Raw genomic sequence first — 15,602 nt, 5'->3', positions numbered from 1 at the left:
AAGCACGTCAGCACACCGTTGTGGTGCTGAGGAACGCTCCTGATGTTGCCGTGGATTTTCCCTAACGCCGTGCGGAATCGCCCAAAACCCGCGTATGCCGTTTAGCAGGCTATTGATAAGCCCAGCCGGCAGCTGCAATCGATAGGCTGGATGCATCGCGAAGGATAACGGCGCGCAGCATTGGTGCGGCGGGCGTGACCTCTTAAGCCGGGTCGCTCACCTTTTCGTCGTTGATAGTGCGCACGAAAGCTGGTCGTTCCGAGCCGGTCGGCATCGAGCCAACGCCAAGGCGACAGCGGGGTATCCACGAAGTCGCGGGCTCAGTGGCGATCGCCAGCACTCGCTAGCCACGAAACCTGGACTCCATCGAATGCTACCGGCGAGCGGTAGCCGCGGCTTCGGGGCCTTAAGGATGGTTGCCGCGGAAGTGCGCCCTTCGGACCTGTTGCGGGCCGAAGATGTCACGGTGGATCGCACGCGGTCACCACGCTGATGTGATCAGATGGGCCTGAGCGCGCTCTACCACGGACCAGTACCAGCACAGCAAGAAGCAGTTCGGGCACGCGATCAAGAGTTGGAACCTCCGAGAACGCCCGAAGTTAACGTGACTCACGTTAACTTCGGCTCTACCAAGGTCTCCCATTCGGGCTTCAAAAGAATCGCCAAAAGGTGGCGCAGACATTGCTCATCCGATGCACTGGCGGCACGCTCGGCGAAAACGAAAGCATCTCAAAGTTGGCAAACCCACTGCTTGGGCTTGCGGAGTATCCACGCTATCAACAACGTGCCCAGGGCTAGCGAGCACCCGTGTAGAGCTCATCACCAGCTGACCGACCACCTTGCGCGAAACCGCCGCCAGATGCAGTCATCCCCGGGTGCACAGGTAGGTGATGTCCATGACACCAGCCCAACATGTGCACGTCCATTGAAGTGGCCAACCGCATATCTGGTACGCCGGCGCGGTAGCTGTTTCGGTAGCCAGCTTCACGTTCGGACGGCAGGGAGGACATCAATTCCCCCCCCCCCACAAAAATCGGACACGTCCGCCTATCGCGATCATGAGTCTCCGCAATTCCCCCGGGGCGGTTCAGGCCATAGAAATGTCGTTTAAAAAGAGAAAATATTTCTCCTTCTCCCTTGTGATGAGAGCCGGCAAACTCCGGTATTCAAACGGAGCACGCCCAAGCTTACTAACCGGGCTGCGCAAGCCTTCCGCCATTCATGAGCGCCGTTGCTACTATTCCGCTCATGGTGCCCTCGCGTTCGCCCCTGTCGCAATGCGGGCGGTTAAACGTCAAAGGGGGTCATAACGACACGAAAAACGCCGCACATAAGATTGACGTACTGCGAGAGCAACGCTCTGTGTTGCGCCGGAGACGCTCCGCACATGGAAGGTGCGTTGGAGTCCGCGAAGACTCGGCCGTCTTAAAGCGACTGCGACGGGCTTGCCCATTAGCGCAACGATCTTCTCCCTTATGGCCAATTGTGCCGCCGATAGGGCAGTGTAGCGTTGCCTGGCGGCGTTGGGGATGTCGCGTTGTCACTCACTGTCCCCCGGCCGGGCGCCGCACTCCTCGTATATCCCCGTATCCCTCGGGGGATCGGTGCGGACGGACCCGCTATTGGCGCGAAACGACCGCCCGGCCGCCTTTTTCCCTTCGTGATCGCGACCCCACTCATGCGGTACTAGCAACGAGTCGTCTGGCAAGCGGTCAGGAGGTGAGCGAGGCTGAGATCAAAGGAGCCTCCGCATTGGAATTCTGTCCAACGCGGCCCGCCGTCACGGCGAAGCGAGAATGGCCGTGTGCGTACGCGATCAACGACGCCGCCGACATCGCGGAAATAAGCGCGAGTGCATGAAGCGTCTTCATACTTACTTATTTCTGTTCAAGGTGGAAACGGGGTAGAACCCGGCCCGGTCACTTTCGCTAGAGCGTTCTCCGGAAGATTGGAGATGCTTGTTATTTTTTTGAGCCGTCGTTCCGGTTGTCGGTGCGACTGTGTGGGGCTCGCCGCTCCAGGGAGGGGGTTAACGCATTGGGCTTCGACGCGCATTATGGGGTGCCCGGACGAACGCCAAATTTTTACGCTAGACGCGGGAGTGCGCGCTTTTGTATTTCGGTCTGCCCTGGCGGCGCCCTTGGTGGGGCCAGGAACCGTAGGCGCTTCTCCGGCCTCACGCGATGAGACGGCGTACGCGCGTTGTTGCGCAGAAGTCGCTGGGACACTGGTTCGGCTTGGGGCGCGCGAGGTCAACCGAGCACCTGCATCCCTGCATTGGGCACGGATAGGTACGCGGTAAACTGCATCGAGCAACCAATCATCCGTGGATTCATGGCAATGTGGCCCATAACGGTATCGGTGATGGCTGTTGGCTTCTCAGCGGCCCAGTCGTAGAGAAAGCTCTCGACCTTTCCAATTGCGCCGTTCTTGTGACTCCATAGGCCGGTGCTTTCATCTCGCCTCAAGAAGTGAAATCCGTGCTGGTTCGCAAGAAGCGCCACTAGATAACGTCCTGGCGCCGTCTCGCTGGGTACACAATCCGGAGTTGTGCCGTCGATCCTGACATCCAGATCCTGATGTCGTGCGTCCGCCATAACACCCGAGACAAAATCCCCCTTCGTCAGACGCCCCGCCAATCGACCCGGACAGGAATTGTTTCCGACGCCTCCTGGGGCATGGCACTTCATGGCGTAGGCGTAGCAGTTGTGTTCGTCATCCCAGCCCGACTCAGGCCGAGAAAATACGCTCAACCGATATGCCTCTTCAATGATCCACAAGTCGAGACGTTCAACTTGTCCTGCCCGCGGACTGTCTTTCCAGTTGGTGCGAGCCAGAGGGCATTGCTTAGAACGCTTCCAGCTGGCGATCGCGTCGATCGTCGCATGGCAAGAGGCGGCAGTCCGATCATCAATATGCGCCCGGACCGATCGTTCTACTTCCTTGAACAGAGTGCTTTTCGGCTTCAGCGATAGCCGAAGATGCAATGGCACTGCAGAGCTGATGCTCAGGCCGCCCAGCCGGCTCACGACGTGCTCTAGGCGGTTGGCAACGCCCGTAATGCTCAGCGCAGGTGTTTGCCTCGAACTCTCCGGCCAGCCCGGTGTCGTGCATTGAGCTGGGGGCGTTGCGCTCTTATCGATATGCATATGCAGAAGTCATTTCTGAGACTGCGCTGATTCATCGGCGCGGTGGAAAATCCGAGAACGACCGCGCCTGGATGGACGCGACAAGCATCCGGGTGGCTGGCTAGCGGTAATGGCTTGAGCGCGCCGCGTCCAGTGACCGCCACCTGGCCCAGCCGCAGCGCATGACTGGAAAGCGCGGCGCCAGCGCCTGGTCTTCCCACCGTTTGCTGGCGCCGCCCTCAGCGCTTAGGCGGCGAGCGGCGCGCCCCGCATGTCAGCGCCAACGCGCGACACTCGGCCCTCAAAAGGGGGTGAGGCGCTCGCGGCATGGCCGCTCCAACTCCAGGGAGGGGCTGCACGAGAACTGTGGGAAGCAGACGATATACCAGCGGATAGTATTATCCGCATGCGGTCGGACCAATGTCGACTGGTTCGCATCCCGCGCCGCGCAGCGAAATGTCTGGCGCTCACCGGGATACGTCATTTTGTCCAAACGGCTGAACCGGCCGGCGACTTTTCGCCGCACACCGCGCGAAGCAATCGTCTAGGAGAATCGATCTTCCGATTGCAATCACCCCTACGGCGATCGCGATGGCGCCGTGCGCATAGCCATCGAACCGGGCTGCGATGCATCGCCAGTGCCAGCCAGCTCATCGGAAACGATGTCCGCGCCAATTGCAGGCATTGTCTTTGGCCCCATGAGCCCGAGCATTCACATTCACGTTGGCTGTCGAAGAAGGCATTCCTCTTTTCACGCCATGCAGGTGATGCGATCCGGCCCATTGGCCCTGTAGATGTTTGCCGGGGCGGTGTGGGAGTTGTTTCGGTCTCTTCCCAGCGCTGCTACCAGAGGAAGTCGCAGACCGTGCCAGACGTTCTTGTCGGCGCCGGTTAAGCCGGTTCTTGGCTAGTCTCCGGATAGCTTCGCCGAGAATAGGGAGGAATACGACGTTTCAACGATCCGACCAAGGCTCGTCGCACCGGACGGCTAGAGTGTACGTCGGAATCTATCCCGCCCATCTGGACAGTCCAGGGCGTGGTTCGGCATCGTCTCGCCTTCGATGGCAATCCCCACCCGGGCAGCCAGATCATCGCGCGAGGCAAGACGCGGCGCGATCTCGATCTGCCGGGCCGGGACCGCATTTGGATACTCACCCCGCGACACCCCATTTGGCGCGCTCTACTTGACTAGCGATCCGTGGCGCCATTGGGAGAACCGAACCGGACGTCGCTAGTCGGATCGGGCATGGCCCGAGCAAGTGATCGAAGAATCACTGGACCGCCTGCAAGACGTTGTCGCGCGCGTATCTGCTGCAAGGCCATTGCGGGAGTCCACCCACGCTAGCGCCTCGAATTGCGAGTGCCGGTTCACGACCGCGCCCTCCACCGCAATGGTCCGGACGATTGGACATTCTTTCCTTCCTAACATTGGCCCTCGCTTTGCGACCGAGAGAGTAGATTTGCGGGAGGTTTCAGCGCCGGTCTACACGTGGAGAAGGGAGACGACGCAATGAGCGAGATTCCTCCCTGTTGGCATGCGCGGTGCCACGGAAGGATGTCAGTCCACCGCTCCCGGCGAAACCTGTCTTCCCCCGACATGGTTGCTTCGCGGCCTTGGGGCGGTGACTTGATCTTGGCGAGGTTCCTGATGACGGATGGATATGTTCCTGCCCGCAGGCAGCTGATCGAGCGCACCAATGGTTGCGCGGCGATGCTGCTGTCGTTGACGCTGGCCGCCAGCGCGCACGCCGCCGGCTCCGACATGCCGTGGGAAGGGCCATTGCAGTCAGTACTTGAATCCATCGAGGGGCCGGTGGCGCGGATCGTCGCGGTGATCATCATCATCGTTACCGGATTGACGCTGGCATTCGGCGATACGTCTGGCGGTTTCCGGCGGTTGATCCAGATCGTGTTCGGACTGTCGATCGCATTCGCTGCATCCTCGTTCTTCCTGTCGTTCTTCAGCTTTGCCGGTGGCGCGGTGGTTACGTGAGCGCCGAGACGCCAGGCTTTGAGATGCCGCTGCACCGGTCGCTGACCGTGCCGATCCTGCTGGGCGGAGCGCCGCGCTCGCTGGCCATCGTCAACGGCACGCTGGCGGCAGCGATTGGGATTGGGCTGCAGCAATGGCTGCCGGGACTGGGGCTGTGGATCGTCGGTCATGCGTTGGGGGTATGGGGCGCGAGGCTGGACGCGCGGTTCGTCGAGGTATTCGCGCGCCACATCAAGCACAAGCCCTTTCTGGACGTATCGCCATGATGAGTCTGGCCGAGTATCGACGGACGAACGCGCAACTTGCCGACTACCTGCCGTGGGCGGGACTGGTCGCACCCGGGGTGGTGCTGGACAAGGATGGTAGCTTCCAGCGCACCGCGCGTTTCCGCGGCCCGGATCTGGACAGTGCGACCGAGGCTGAACTCGTTGCAGTGAGTGCGCGCCTGAACAATGCACTGAAACGGTTTGGTTCGGGCTGGGCGATCTTCGTCGAGGCCGAACGCCGCATCGCCAGTCGCTATCCCGACTCGCGCTTCCCGGAAGCGCTGTCGTGGCTGGTCGACGAGGAACGGCGCGGCGCGTTCGAGGAAGCCGGTTCGCATTTCGAGAGCCGCTATTTCCTGACCGTGGTCTGGCTGCCGCCCCCGGAGTCGCGAGCGCGGGTGGCCCGGCTGCTGTACGAAGCCAGCAGTTCGCGTGGCGTGGATTGGCGCGAGCAGCGCGACGCGTTCGTCACCGAGACCGACCGCTTCCTGGCGCTGCTCGATGGCGTCATGCCGGAGATCGCCTGGCTGGACGATGCAGCGACGCTCACCTATCTGCACGGCGTCGTGTCCAACGCGCAGCACACCGTCGCGGTGCCAGAGGCGCCAATGCATCTGGATGTTTGGTTGGCCGATACTCCGCTGTCGGGCGGCGTGGCGCCGAAGCTGGGCGAGCGGCATCTGCGCGCGATCACCGTGCGTGGCTTTCCGGATGCAACCTGGCCGGGAATGCTCGACGAACTGAACCGGCTCGGCTTCGGCTATCGCTGGGTCACGCGCTTTCTCTGCCTGGACAAGGCCGAGGCAGAGCGCGAACTGACCAAGCTGCGCCGACAATGGTTCGCCAAGCGCAAGTCGGTGGTAGCGCTGCTCCGCGAAACGATCTTCCAGCAAGAAAGCCCGCTGATCGACACCGATGCGGCCAACCAGGCGGCTGATGCCGACGCGGCGCTGCAGGAATTGGGTAGCGATGCCGTTGCGTTCGGCTACATGACTGCGACGGTGGCGGTGAGTGATGCTGATCCCGGCGCGGTGGAGGAACAACGCAAGGCGGTGGAGCGCGTGGTACAAGGCCGCGGCTTTATCGCGGTCTCCGAGACCTTGAATGCGATTGAGGCTTGGTTGTCGACGGTGCCCGGGCACTGCTATGCCAACGTGCGCCAAGCGCTGGTTTCGACCTTGAACCTGTCGCACCTGATGCCGGTGTCGGCGGTGTGGGCCGGGCCGGAGCGCAATGCGCACCTGGACGGGCCGCCGCTGATCGTGACCCGCACCGATGGCGCCACGCCGTTCCGGCTCGTGACGCATGTCGGCGATGTTGGCCATACGCTGGTCGTCGGACCGACCGGTGCCGGCAAATCGGTCCTGCTGGCGACATTGGTGCTGCAGTTCCGGCGCTATGACCGATCACGGCTGTTCGTGTTCGACACCGGACGTTCGATCCGTGCGACCGTGCTGGGTCTCGGTGGCGAGCACTACGACCTCGGCGGCGAGGGTGCCATCGCGTTCCAGCCGCTGGCCGACATCGATGAGGTGGCGACGCGCAACTGGGCGGCCGAATGGATTGTCGGATTGCTGGCGCACGAGGGCATCGAGATCGATCCCGGCGTCAAGGATGCGGTGTGGTCAGCGTTGGGCAGTCTGGCCTCGGCCCCGTTCGGCGAGCGTACGTTGACCGGATTCTCCGCGCTGCTGTCGGCGAACCGGCTGCGCCAGGCGCTACAGCCCTACACACTGGGCGGACCGCACGGGCGCTTGCTTGATGCCGAAACCGAACGACTGGGTGAGGGCAATGTGCAGGCGTTCGAGATGGAGGCGTTGATGCATACGCGCAGCGCGGTGCTGCCCGTGCTCACGTACTTGTTCCATCGTCTGGAACGCCGCTTCGACGGCGCCCCAACACTGCTGGTGCTCGATGAGGCTTGGACCTTCCTCGACGATCCTGTGTTCGCTGGGCGCATCCGCGAATGGCTCAAGACGCTGCGCAAGAAGAACGTGGCGGTAGTGTTCGCGACTCAGTCGCTGGCTGACATCCAGCGCTCGGCAATCGCCTCGGCGCTGATCGACAGCTGTCCGAGCCGGATCTTCCTGCCCAGCCCGCAGGCTGTGGAACCGCAGCTGCGCGATGCCTACGCGAGCTTCGGGCTCAATGCGCGGCAGATCCAACTGGTCGCGCAGGCGCAGCCAAAACGCGACTACTACTTCCAGTCGCGCTTGGGCAACCGGATGTTCGAACTGGAGCTGGGGCCGGTGGCGCTGGCCTTCGCCGGTGCGTCGACCCCGGAGCACCAGCAAGCCGTCGACGAACTATTGACGCAGTCGGGACCGGACAGGTTCGCCGAAGGCTGGCTGCGCCGGCAGGGGCTCGGCTGGGCCGCGGAACTGCTGGAGCAGTTTGCAAAACGCGAGGAGACCTTCATATGAAGCGAGTTGCCTTGAGTGCAGGAGGGGCGCTTGCGATCGGGTTGGCTGTAACCGGATCAGTGCGGGCGCAGATGGCCGTGTTCGATCCGGCCAACTTCCAGCAGAACCTGCTGACCGCTACACGAACGCTGGAGCAGGTCCACCAGCAGGTGCAGCAGTTGCAGAACGAGGCGCAGATGCTGGCCAACCAGGCGCGCAATCTGCAGCCGCTGGACTTGGACTCGCTGACGCGATTGCGCGCCGCACTGGCGCGCACCGAGCAACTGCTGGATGAGGCCCGCGACCTGTCGTTCGACGTCACGCAGGCGCAGCGCGAGTTCGCGCGGCTGTATCCGGAGCGCTACAGCGGCGAGGTCACCAGCGGGCAACTGCAAGCCGATGCGCAGGAGCGTTGGACCGGCTCGCTGGAGGCATTGCGCACTGCGATCCGGTTGCAGGCGCAGGTAGTGGAGAACGTCGCGGACGATGAGACGGTGCTGACCGATCTTGTCGGGGCTAGCCAATCGGCTGCTGGCGCGTTGCAGGCCGCACAGGCGACCAACCAACTGCTGGCCTTGCAGGCGAAGCAGTTAATCCAGGCGCAGCAGTTGCATGCCGCGCACGGTAGGGCCACCGCGCTGGAGCAGGCGCGCACGGTCGCAGCCGAAGAACGCGCGCGCGAACTGCGTCGGCGCTTCATGACCTCACGCACGCCGTACACCAGCGAATCGGTGCGGCTGTTTGGTGAAGGAGGTGACTGAGATGAAAGGTGCATATTCGATTTTGGCCGTACTGGGCGTGGTGCTCCTCGTGGCCGGTTGCAGTCGCGAGACGCCGACACCGGAAACGTTGCCGGCGGCCGCGCCACAGGTTTCGGCCGAGGAGGTCGAAGAACTCGCCCGCGATTCCGAGCGCTTGGAAGAAGTGCGCCGGTTGTGCCGGGAGGACCGTGACCAGGTCAGCGAGGCACTGTGCGTCGCTTCGGCGCAGGCCATGCGCAAACGTTTCATGGGCGAGAGCAAGGCGAAGTACACGCCCGAAGCGGTGGCATTGCCCGAGGCCCAGCCGCCCGCGACGAAGGACGAGTGAGCTGGCGTGGAAGATCTCGGCGTCATTGATCGCTTCCTCAACGTCTACGCCCGGTACATCGACAGCGGGTTCGGGTTGCTGGGCGGCGAGGTGGCCTTCCTCAGCGCCACTTTGATCGTGATCGATGTAACCCTGGCCGGGCTGTTCTGGGCGATGGGTGGTAACGACGACGTGATCGCCAAACTGATCAAGAAGATTCTCTACGTAGGCGCCTTCGCCTTCATCATCGGCCACTTCAACGCACTGGCCGGCATCGTGTTCCGTTCCTTCGCCGGCCTCGGCTTGCTGGCGTCCGGGTCGACAGTGAGCGAGGCTGAACTGCTGCGACCGGGACGCCTGGCTGAGGTTGGCGTGGACGCGGGGCGGCCGATGCTGGAGCAGATCGAGCGGATGTCGGGGTTCCCGGACGTGTTCTTAAACCTGGACTCGATCACCGTGCTGTTCCTGGCATGGCTGGTGGTGATCCTGAGCTTCTTCGTACTGGCAGTGCAGCTGTTTGTCACCCTGATCGAGTTCAAATTGACGACGCTGGCGGGCTTCGTGCTGGTGCCGTTCGCGCTGTGGAACAAGACAGCGTTCCTGGCCGAGAAGGTGCTGGGCAACGTGATGTCCTCGGGGGTCAAGGTGCTAGTGCTGGCGGTGATCGTCGGCATCGGCGCAGGCCTGTTCGATGAGTTCACGCTGCCGCCCGGCACTGCGCCGTCCATCGATCACGCGCTGGCGATGATGTTGGGATCGCTCACGTTGTTCGGCCTAGGGCTGTTCGGTCCCGGGATGGCGACCGGCTTGGTATCGGGCGGACCGCAGCTGGGCGCCGGCGCCGCGGCAGGCGTTGCACTGGCGGCGACCGGCGTGACCACCGCCACCGGCGCCGCCGCGGTCGGCGCGGCGCGGATCGCCGGCAGCGCGCTGGGCGCGGGCACGCGTGGGCGGGCGCCGCAGGCGTCGCATGTGCCGGCCGCAGCGATGGCCGGGGGCAAAGCGTGCGGTCCCTCCGGCGGATCGCCGGCCTGGGTGCACCGTTTGCAACAACGCCAGCAGCAGGTCGCACGCGGCTTGACGACAGCGGCACACGTCGCGCGGAGCGCCGACCGCGGCGGAGGCGGCGCCGGTCCGACTCTGCAGGGAGGCGACTGAGATGCGCTTCAAGCGGGCAGAGGTTCGTTATTCCGATACGCCGGCGCCGGTCACGCCCTACCAGAAGGCGGCGCAGGTATGGGACGAGCGCATCGGCGCGGCCAGAGTGCAGGCGCGCAACTGGCGGCGGATGGCATTCGGCTGCCTGGCGTTGTCGCTGATCGTGGTCGGCGGGCTGCTATGGCAGTTGGGCCGCTCGACGGTGACGCCATATGTCGTCGAGGTGGACATGTTTGGCCAGGTGCGCGCGGTCGCGCCGGCGCTGGAGACCTACCAGCCGACCGATGCGCAGATCGCGCGCGAGCTGGAGCGCTTCATCCGCAACGTGCGCGCGTTGCCGCTGGATCCGGTGGTGTTGCGCAACAACTGGCTGGAGGCCTATGACTATGCTACCGACCGCGGCGCAGCCGCGTTGAATATCTATGCACGCAGTAACGATCCGTTCGCGCGCGTGGGCAAGATGACAGTGGCGGTTGAGGTCACCAGCGTCGTGCGTGCATCAGGATCCTCGTTCCAACTGCGTTGGACCGAGCGCAGCACGATCAACGGGTCGCCTGGTGCGGTCGAGCGTTGGACGGCCATCGTCACGATCGTGCTGCAGCCACCGCGCGATGCAGCAAGGCTGCGCAAGAACCCCCTAGGTATCTACGTCAATGGTCTGGATTGGAGCCGGGAATTCGGCCCGGTTGCGGAGGGAGAAATGCCATGAACCGATGGGTTGCAACGATCGCGTTGTGCTTCGTGTCGAGCGCATGCGCGAGTGCGCAGCCGGCGCCGGAGATCGCACTGGACGACATGACGGAGGTCGAGACGTTGCCGGCGGCCGAAAGGCCAGCGCCGGTTGAAGTGGTCGAAGTGCCGAGGCCGTTGCCCCTGCCCGGGCAACTGAAGCCGATCCCCCGTGGAACTGCGATGCAGAGTGTTGTCAATCCACGGCGTGATGTCGTCACTGCAAACAGCGCGGCGCGCATCGAGCCGGTGAAGGACGGTTTTGTTAATGCAATGCAGGTCTGGCCGTACAGCCACGGCGCGCTGTATCAGGTCTATGCCAGCCCGGGCCGGGTCACCGACCTAGCGCTGCAGCCGGGCGAGAAGCTGGTTTCGGTATCCGCCGGCGACACCGTACGCTGGATCATTGGAGATACGGTCAGCGGCAGCGCTGCCGATGAGCGCGTCCACCTGCTGGTCAAGCCGTCACGCGGCGACCTACAGACAAACCTGGTGATCAATACCGATCGGCGCAGCTATCACTTGGAGTTGTCTGCAACGCCGCAGACGTGGATGGCGTCGGTGTCGTGGGAGTACCCAGGCGATTGGGTGCGAACGCTGCGCGCCCGCAATCGGGACGCCTCCGCAAGGGCGCCGGTGGGCGAGGCCATCGCACTGGAACAACTGCGCTTTGACTACGCGATCACCGGCGATGCGCCCGCGTGGCGGCCATTGCGCGCCTTCGATGACGGTCGCAAGGTCTATATCCAGTTCCCGCAACGCATCGCGCAGGGGGAGCTACCGCCGGTGTTCGTAATCGGTGCCGACGGCGGCACGCAGCTGGTCAATTATCGGGTGCGACTGCCGTACATCATCGTCGATCGGCTGTTTGGAGCGGCCGAACTGCGATTGGGCAGCGAACAGCAGCAGGTCGTTCGCATCGAGCGCAGCGACGAGAGGACGCGGCGGCGATGAACGTGCCGCCGAAGGAAGACCCGGCGAAGCTCGAACTGCGCGCGAAGCCAGCCCCGGTCACGCGGCTTAATCGGCGCACGCTCGCCGTGCTGGTCGGCGGACTGGCGCTGTGCGTGCTGCTGGTGACGTTGTGGGCGTTTCGTGCGTCGGATCGAGCACCGGCCGCGCAGGACACGCACAACATCGAGCGGGTGACCCCAGCGGAAGGGCTGCAGACCTTGCCAAGCGACTACCGACAGGTGCCGACGCCTGCCAGGGGGGACGACGAAGACGTTGCTCCCATAGAAGGAGGCGACAAGGCAGACGCGTTGGAGCAGCCTGCTCGCGCTGAGCAACAGCGTTTGCAGGCCGAAGCCGATGCAGTGGCAAAGGCGCAAGTGCTCTTCCAGACAGGTCGGCAGGCATCTTCGCAAGCCGCGTCCATTCCCGCTATCGATGATGTGTCGCCGCCAAATGCGGCACTGGCGCCACCGACGGCGGCTGCGCCCAGGAGCGACTACGCTGTGCAGAACCAGCAGGCAGATAAGCAGGCCTTCATCGATGCCGAGCCGGACAGCCGAATCTACGGAAGCGCGGAACTGCAGAGGCCACGCTCGCCCTATCAACTGATGGCCGGTGCCGTCATTCCGGCCGCATTGCTGACCAGCATCCGCTCCGATTTGCCAGGGCAGGTGATCGCGACCGTGACCGAACACGTCTATGACTCGGTGACTGGCCGCTTCCTGCTGGTGCCGCAGGGTTCACGCCTGCTCGGTCAGTACGACAGTCAGGCCACCTACGGTCAGCGTCGCCTCCTGTTGGTCTGGACTCGGTTGATACGGCCGGACGGCTCTTCGCTCGTGCTCGACCGGTTGCCGGCCACGGATGTGGCGGGGCAGGCCGGCCTGGAAGACCATGTGGATGGACACCTGGGGCGCATCTTCGCTGGTGCTGCGCTCTCAACGTTGATGGGCGTTGGCGCCGAATTGGCTGCCCCTGACAGCGCCGACGCCGATGGCCGTATCGTCATCGCCATTCGCCAGAGCGCGCAGGAAACCGTCAATCAAGTCGGCCAGCAGATCACGCGCCGCAATCTCGATCTGCAGCCAACGCTGACGGTGCGCGCGGGATATCCAGTGCGGGCGGTGGTGAAGCGGGATCTCGCCCTGATCCCGGTGCCCGACTGACCAACTCAACGCCTTGTGACGTGTAAGCGGACACTTGGCTTGCGAAAACGCATAAACGGGGGATGGATCAAAGGGAGGCCGGACGCCAGATCAGACCGATCCTGAAAGCGGGAGGGGGCGGATCGGGACTATCAAGGTACGAAGTTCAATGTCCAGACTCCAAGCATTTCCAGCGAACCAGCGAGGGCCACCGCATGTCACAGGATATAGCCTACAAGACGAAGCAACGGGCCCCACTTGCCAAGATCAACGGACTGCAGAAGGACATCGATGCCGACTATGCTCCCGGTGAAGGAGATGCGGGCCTTGCGGACTCGGGCGGGGCCTACGATAACCACGCCAAGGCTTCTGACATTAGAGGAACAATAACCGGATCCGCGGCAAAGGAAGAAGTAAAGAAGAAATTCGTCCTCGAGTCTCATATGAGAGCGATGGAACGGGCCTCAACGGAGTTGAATGCGGCATTTAGTTTTCGTGAGGCGGGAGAGTTTACGATCGAAGCATTGTCCCGTGGACTGGCTGCCAAGGGGCATAACATTCTTGAAAAAACCATCAAACCTAGCTCTGTTGAAGCGAATTACGGCAAAGATAACGCCGCTAGCATTATGGATGCCGCTCGTGAAATGGGGTTGGCCGGGGTGGTCGGAAAGTGGGAAGGCGGAAAAATTACAGGCGTCTATGTGCACGACTGGTCAAGCGGGATGGACCGGACGTTCGATCTGGATCTCGAGCAGCCCGCTACCTTGGAATCGTTCAAAAAGGCGGTTGAAGCAGGTGCGATAACGCCATACACGGGGGATTACGACATGCACGACATAATCTTCCTTTCCGGTTCGAGCCGCCCCGTTGGAGTTGCTTCAGAAGCAGACAGCGAGCGCGAGAAGGGTGTAAAGAACCGAATTAACGAGCTGGTAGCGCAGGATGACGAGAGGAGACCGTTGGAGCGCGAGCCGCTGAACGTGGTTCGGCATGGCCCCCAGGTGAGCTTCGCCACCCACATGATGGTGCATGAATACGAGGACGTGAAGAAAAACAAGGGATTTCTGACAGCTGTTGCCGAACCCGGACCTTTCCCCGTCGCTTTTGTCAATAAAAGCGAGTGGACAATTGTGAAGACTAAGGAGCAGCTTTTCCACTACTACAGGAACCTGGGCACCGCAATACCTCCTTATTGGAAGGGTTATGGCGAAAAGGAGTTGATCGCGGGCGAAAGAAAAGGGTACAGCACCACCGCCAAGCTGGCTTATTGGTTTGGGGAATGAGGGGGCGAGTACGCAGTAAGGCGCCTGAAGCGCCTAGGACGCAGCCCTTCCTCGTATGGGCAGGTGGACGCATACGCGAGGGCGTGCGTCTCGACGGTATCCAGTGGTTCGGTGGACTTGAGAAGTGAGGCGGCGGCTACCGTAGTCGGGCGCGCAACGGAACTAGGGGTCTATAGGATCGCAGGATCGGGATAGTCTCTGGTTCCCGTGGAGACGCCAATCTATGGAACTATCGGCGATTCAACTATTGTCCGGGAACATCACCAACCTGGTGATCGCCTTCGAACACTGCCGTGAGCACCACCTGCACAGCGCTTTGCGCTACCGGTCGCCGCGAGAGTTCAGGCGCATCATGTGTAATCATCACCCAAAGGCGATCCGGTTTGCAGAAATAGAGGGAGCATCCACCCCGTGATCGTGTGACAGTAGGTCGGGAAATGGCGCTCAGTTGGCTCGACACTATCAGGACGCGTCATGATGTCCACTTGCCATCTTCGTCAATCAGCTTTGTCGAGTGAAGCACCCTTTTCAGGGTGTCGCTATCAGAAGCCGTAATGATCGGAATGTTGCGGCGTTCAGCCGCGGCTCTCAGCTCGCTCGGCACCTTGTCACCACTATGGATGATAATCGCTTTGAGCCCATCTAAGGGCAGCTTTTCCCAATGCAATTGCTCGTTATTCTCCTTAATGTCGCCAATAACCGAGTCGTTGAACGCTCTATTTCTCCTAGGCTTCGACTGTTGTTGCCATTTTTCCTGTGCATTTAGGCCGTCGGTCTTCGTTGACCCGGGGACCATTCCCATGTTGTCCATACTTGCGGCGCGCCAGACATGAGATCCGTCGAGTAGTACATCAGGCTTGATCACCAACTGCGCCATTCCTTTGCCCGATCCGACGCCCATTCCGGTTGCACTCCATTTCTTGGTGGCGATTCCCACCGCGCGAGTGTAGACGCCCATCGCCCCTCCCCCTCTAAGATCAGAAGGCCGGTGGTAGCTGCTCTCATTAGGGCCGATTCGCGCGTATGCGCTTTGCAGAAAGTTGTTTTCAATTGCTGCCGACGCGTAGCTGAGGTTTATCCCGTGGACCAGTGCAAGGGTTTTGTCGATGCGCAACTCGGGAGCTGTCGCGGTGTCTTTCTTAAAGTCAGGCGCGGGCAACTGCAAAAATCTCCTCCCTTCCGTTTGGTCTCGCAGGCCAAACCTGTTCAGCCCTTGAGGCGACTTCTTGCGCTCCGTTGATGTAGTCAGCTGCTTAGACGGTAGGGCATGTGCAGACCTGGCTTCGTCTTTGTATCCTTGGGTGTCCATTGCCTCGCTTTTGTGGCTGGGTTTCTTCTTCACGTCATAGGTGGCTTCCGGCATACGGTATCTCCCGGTATGTTTTCGGAGCGCGCTCAAAGAGCGCCCTGCAATGATCGTTGTCCAGCGCTAGCGCATGGTTTCAACGCTCAACTAGAGCGCGAACGGCGTTGGCA

Annotated in this window: 12 protein-coding genes; 10 read left to right on the top strand and 2 right to left on the bottom strand. The window is 62.1% G+C overall.

All coding sequences use genetic code 11. The annotated features are described in order from the left end of the window. Window positions 1-2,252: 2,252 nt before the first annotated feature. Window positions 2,253-3,149 carry a hypothetical protein gene (locus AB6O04_RS19180; RefSeq protein WP_368565963.1) on the bottom strand — a complete coding sequence of 299 codons (897 nt, stop codon included), beginning with the start codon at window positions 3,147-3,149 and terminating at the stop codon, window positions 2,253-2,255. Window positions 3,150-4,776: 1,627 nt separating this feature from the next. Between AB6O04_RS19180 and AB6O04_RS19175 the strand changes: the two genes are divergently transcribed. The 10 genes from AB6O04_RS19175 (at window position 4,777) to AB6O04_RS19130 (ending at window position 14,126) form a co-directional block, all read left to right on the top strand. Beyond that, a complete protein-coding gene (locus tag AB6O04_RS19175) occupies window positions 4,777-5,121 on the top strand; it encodes a TrbC/VirB2 family protein (RefSeq protein WP_368565962.1) in 345 nt (114 codons plus the stop codon). A gap of 23 nt (window positions 5,122-5,144) precedes the next feature. After that, entirely contained in the window at window positions 5,145-5,387 is a 243-nt protein-coding gene (locus tag AB6O04_RS19170; protein ID WP_368565968.1) for a VirB3 family type IV secretion system protein, read from the top strand. Then, window positions 5,384-7,810, top strand: coding sequence for a conjugal transfer protein TrbE (gene trbE, locus AB6O04_RS19165; RefSeq protein ID WP_368565961.1), 2,427 nt, complete (start codon window positions 5,384-5,386; stop codon window positions 7,808-7,810). Before AB6O04_RS19170 ends, trbE begins: the two co-directional genes overlap by 4 nt. Continuing rightward, window positions 7,807-8,550 carry a P-type conjugative transfer protein TrbJ gene (trbJ, locus tag AB6O04_RS19160; RefSeq protein WP_368565960.1) on the top strand — a complete coding sequence of 248 codons (744 nt, stop codon included), beginning with the start codon at window positions 7,807-7,809 and terminating at the stop codon, window positions 8,548-8,550. Before trbE ends, trbJ begins: the two co-directional genes overlap by 4 nt. Before the next feature lies 1 nt (window position 8,551). Beyond that, on the top strand, window positions 8,552-8,878 hold the full coding sequence (locus tag AB6O04_RS19155; protein WP_368565958.1) for an entry exclusion lipoprotein TrbK: 327 nt from the start codon (window positions 8,552-8,554) through the stop codon (window positions 8,876-8,878). 6 nt (window positions 8,879-8,884) lie between these two features. Continuing rightward, window positions 8,885-10,015, top strand: coding sequence for a P-type conjugative transfer protein TrbL (trbL, locus tag AB6O04_RS19150; RefSeq protein WP_368565957.1), 1,131 nt, complete (start codon window positions 8,885-8,887; stop codon window positions 10,013-10,015). A gap of 1 nt (window position 10,016) precedes the next feature. After that, window positions 10,017-10,724: a conjugal transfer protein TrbF gene (gene trbF, locus AB6O04_RS19145; RefSeq protein ID WP_368565954.1), complete on the top strand. Its 708-nt coding sequence runs from the start codon at window positions 10,017-10,019 to the stop codon at window positions 10,722-10,724. Then, window positions 10,721-11,698, top strand: coding sequence for a P-type conjugative transfer protein TrbG (gene trbG / locus AB6O04_RS19140; RefSeq protein WP_368565953.1), 978 nt, complete (start codon window positions 10,721-10,723; stop codon window positions 11,696-11,698). Before trbF ends, trbG begins: the two co-directional genes overlap by 4 nt. Further along, the gene (locus tag AB6O04_RS19135; RefSeq protein WP_368565952.1) at window positions 11,695-12,864 is read left to right on the top strand and encodes a TrbI/VirB10 family protein; all 1,170 of its coding nucleotides are present in this window, start codon (window positions 11,695-11,697) and stop codon (window positions 12,862-12,864) included. Before trbG ends, AB6O04_RS19135 begins: the two co-directional genes overlap by 4 nt. A 194-nt stretch (window positions 12,865-13,058) precedes the next feature. Next, complete coding sequence (locus AB6O04_RS19130; protein WP_368565951.1) at window positions 13,059-14,126, top strand: hypothetical protein; 1,068 nt, start codon at window positions 13,059-13,061, stop codon at window positions 14,124-14,126. A gap of 472 nt (window positions 14,127-14,598) precedes the next feature. Here the strand turns inward: AB6O04_RS19130 and AB6O04_RS19125 are convergent, their stop codons facing one another. Continuing rightward, a complete protein-coding gene (locus AB6O04_RS19125; RefSeq protein ID WP_368565950.1) occupies window positions 14,599-15,489 on the bottom strand; it encodes a hypothetical protein in 891 nt (296 codons plus the stop codon). Between the last annotated feature and the right edge of the window lie 113 nt (window positions 15,490-15,602).

Source organism: Pseudoxanthomonas sp. UTMC 1351 (genome assembly GCF_040948865.1).
In the GTDB taxonomy this organism is placed as follows: domain Bacteria; phylum Pseudomonadota; class Gammaproteobacteria; order Xanthomonadales; family Xanthomonadaceae; genus Pseudoxanthomonas_A.
This window is presented reverse-complemented; position numbering and strand designations above follow the sequence as displayed.